2 protein-coding genes and 1 pseudogene are annotated in these 3,098 nt (G+C 43.2%); 1 reads left to right on the top strand and 2 read right to left on the bottom strand.

What is annotated here, in order from left to right; translation table 11 throughout:
- Positions 1-1,516: efflux RND transporter permease subunit (locus PHP87_RS11630; RefSeq protein ID WP_299921558.1), on the bottom strand; the 1,516-nt coding region annotated here is incomplete at its 3' end.
- A gap of 257 nt (positions 1,517-1,773) precedes the next feature.
- Between PHP87_RS11630 and PHP87_RS11635 the strand changes: the two genes are divergently transcribed.
- Positions 1,774-1,998 (top strand): TOBE domain-containing protein, encoded by a 225-nt coding sequence (locus PHP87_RS11635; RefSeq protein WP_061214762.1) that lies wholly within the window; start codon positions 1,774-1,776, stop codon positions 1,996-1,998.
- A gap of 66 nt (positions 1,999-2,064) precedes the next feature.
- Here PHP87_RS11635 and PHP87_RS11640 read toward each other — a convergent pair.
- Positions 2,065-3,098 (bottom strand): annotated as a pseudogene (locus tag PHP87_RS11640) (hypothetical protein); the annotation flags it as partial.

Raw genomic sequence — 3,098 nt, forward strand, 5'->3', positions numbered from 1 at the left:
AAGCAAAAAATCTTCTTAGCCAATCATCTTTACGATGCTGGCTGGGAGTAAAAAACCGGTAGGCCATAGCTGGGGTAATAAGCATTGCTACCACATATGAAGCCAGCAGTGATATTAAGACAATCTGGGGAAGACTTTGGAGAAATTCCCCCGGTGCGCCGGGAAGAACAAAGATGGGGGAAAAGGCAATAATAATTACCAGGGTGGCGGTGAGAATGGGTATGGCTGCCTGTTTAAGTCCCTGCAGGCAGGCTTCCATCCGGTTAAGGCCTTTATCCAAGCCAACCTGGATGGCGTCTACCATTACGATAGCATCATCTACCAGTATGCCCAAAACAATAATCAAGGCGGCAATCGATATTTCGTGTACCTTAATTCCCAACAGGTACATGGCCATAAAGCTGAGCATAATGGAGAGAGGAATAGCCGTAGAGGCCACCAGGGCATTTTTCCATCCCATTCCCAGCAGCACTATGATTATTACTAGGATTATGCCTTCCAGCAAATTGCGTAAGAAACGATAGAGGTTTTTATTTACTTCATCAGGCTGAAATAAGACCTGGTCTACCAGCAGGTCATGGGGTGCTTCACTTTTTAGCTTATCCAGCTCATCCCGGAGCTTTTTTCCTACCAGGAGAATGTTCTCTTCCGCCTCAAAATAGCCGGTTAACAGGAGAGCCGATTGGCCGTTGTGCCGGGCCAGGGGACGGTCGGGCTCTACTCCCCAGCGGATATTGGCAATGTCTTTTAGTCTTTTGCTGCTCCCATCTGGTGAAACCCCTATAATAGTGTTTTCAATATCTTCCAGGGAATTATACCAGCCAGGAATCCTGACATTAGTCTTAATGTCTTCTTCTACAATGGCTCCGGGTGGAATGATTATATTTTGGGCCTTAAGGATATTAAATATTTCCTCCAGGGACAGGCCGCTCGCGGCCAGGCGAGTATGGTCGATTTCTACCTCTATCTGTTTTTTTTCTTCCCCAAAGACTTCGAACCGGGCTATACCCTCTACTTGCTCCAGCCTTTTTTTGAACTTCTCAGCCATAGCCGCTAATTCTTCGGGATTATAATGTTGCCCGGAGAGACTAACAATAATTCCCGCAGTTTCCGCCAAATCGGTATTTAGCTGAATGGGCAGGCATTCCGGGGGCAACTCTCTTTGCGTATCACTTAAAATCCGGCGCAATTCATTCCAGGATTCTTCCACCGGCGCATCATTTTGCAACTGCAACAGCACTACAGAAATACTATTTCTACTATAAGATTCACTGAAATCATAGCCAGGCAGCTTGCGAATATTGCTCTCAATTACCCGAGTTACCAGTCTTTCTACTTCCTGTGGTGAGGCCCCGGGATAGATATTGCTAATTATAGCTACCGGAGCAGAAACTTCCGGGCTCTCCTGTTTAGGCAGGAGGTAATAGCTGTAAAGGCCCAGAGCCAGGCTAATTATAATAAAAAGCAGAATAAAACGGCTGCTGGCAATTATTTTAGATAAAATCCCTCGAATCATAATTCCCCCTCAATCCATAAGAAGGCTATTTTCTATTAATATGGCCTTATTCCTTATTAGTGATGCGAGGGAAAATAATAAGATATCAACAGGCTTATACAGCAAAAATAGGATTGATAGGTACGAGTTAAAGCAAATAATTCTAATCGCGTTACTTTAAAAGCCTAATAATTCCTCCTGCTAGTGAACATCCTATAACCAGGCTAAACTGCTTAAGATTCTCGATGCTATAAAATAATAACGCAGGAGGAATGAAAATGCGTATTAGTGACCCAAATAAATTGGCTGGAAAGATAATGGAAATAAAGGAAGGCTCTGATTTTACGGAAGTTATTGTGGATATAGGTGACTTTGCTGTTACTGCGTCACTGACCTCCTCAGCCTACCAGGATTTACGCTTAAAAAAAGGTGATGAGGTTTTTACTATGTTTAATTCTACTGATGTCACCTTGATAAAGGATTCCAAAAAGAATGAGGACTAATGGGCAAGAATAAAGATGATTTAGATTCAACAATAAAATAGCATGGAAAAGAAAGCGTAGAAAATCTTAAATATTCTTAAAGTATTCCTGTATTATGAAGTAGCTCTTTTTTAAGCGCTCGCTATATGCGGGTAGCTCCCATTGTTCCCATTTGTAAAGATCGCTGCTAAGCAAATCTATAACTTGCTGATTATCGAAATCATAATACAGGGCCGATATGATTATACCGTCAGTTTTTTGAGTTCCCAGGATATCTCGACCGGCTTCTTCGGCAGGGTTGCTATCATTTAGCACCATAAGACTGGATGGATCGCTAAAGTTTAACCGGCCCCAGGGTAAACGGATATAAAGGGTACTATCGGCAAAATACCAGTGATTATAGGAGTTGGAGTCAAAAGTACCATAATTAAGCTGGCTGGCATTTTCATAGAGGGCAGCAATGGGATTGCCATTTTTATCGACTCTATCCCGGCTTATCAGCGGTCTTATCTCTTCGAATAAACCCTGCGAACTGGCATAAGAAGAAAAACGATTTTGCGAAGCATTATAGCCCGGGTGCACCAACATTCTGGCGCTTTGTGGCCCGCTGAAATCCAAAAGGAATTCTGCACCACTGGGGGCAGAAATATTAATAGCAGGGTCAAATCTGAATTCGCCTTTCTCACGGTTGTAAGTATCCAGAGCAATTAGCAGTTTTTCTTTACTAAAATCCGGTTTCTTAAATAAATCGAGCTTCAAGTAGAGAAAACGAGCATCATAGTTTAGTGTAATGCTTTTAATTTGACCATTACCTCTTTTGATAACGGGTGGAGCTTTACTGCTTTGAGGTTCTATCGCCAGCAAGCCATAGTTTTGTTCAGGATCAATAGCGTTATGCCAAAGAACATGCCGCTCGTAGGGTATCATAAAGGGCTCAGTCGTCCAGGTTTTCTTAGCCCACTCATCGAGCCATTCGAATATTACAGCTCCAGTGTAGCCTTCTCTTTTAATGGCCTGCATCATTCTTACTATGCCCTTACCCTGTTGCTCTTCGCTAAGTCCTCCATGGTTTAAGCCATCCGGGCTAAGGTGTGCTGTACCCATACCGGTTGCCAGGCCGA

Origin of the sequence: Syntrophomonas sp. (assembly GCF_028707975.1) — a bacterium.
Lineage (GTDB): Bacteria > Bacillota > Syntrophomonadia > Syntrophomonadales > Syntrophomonadaceae > Syntrophomonas.

Excerpts from the sequence above, each read along its gene's own strand:
- PHP87_RS11635 (WP_061214762.1), top strand. The coding sequence starts at position 1,774 with ATGCGTATTAGTGACCCAAATAAATTGGCTGGAAAGATAATGGAAATA.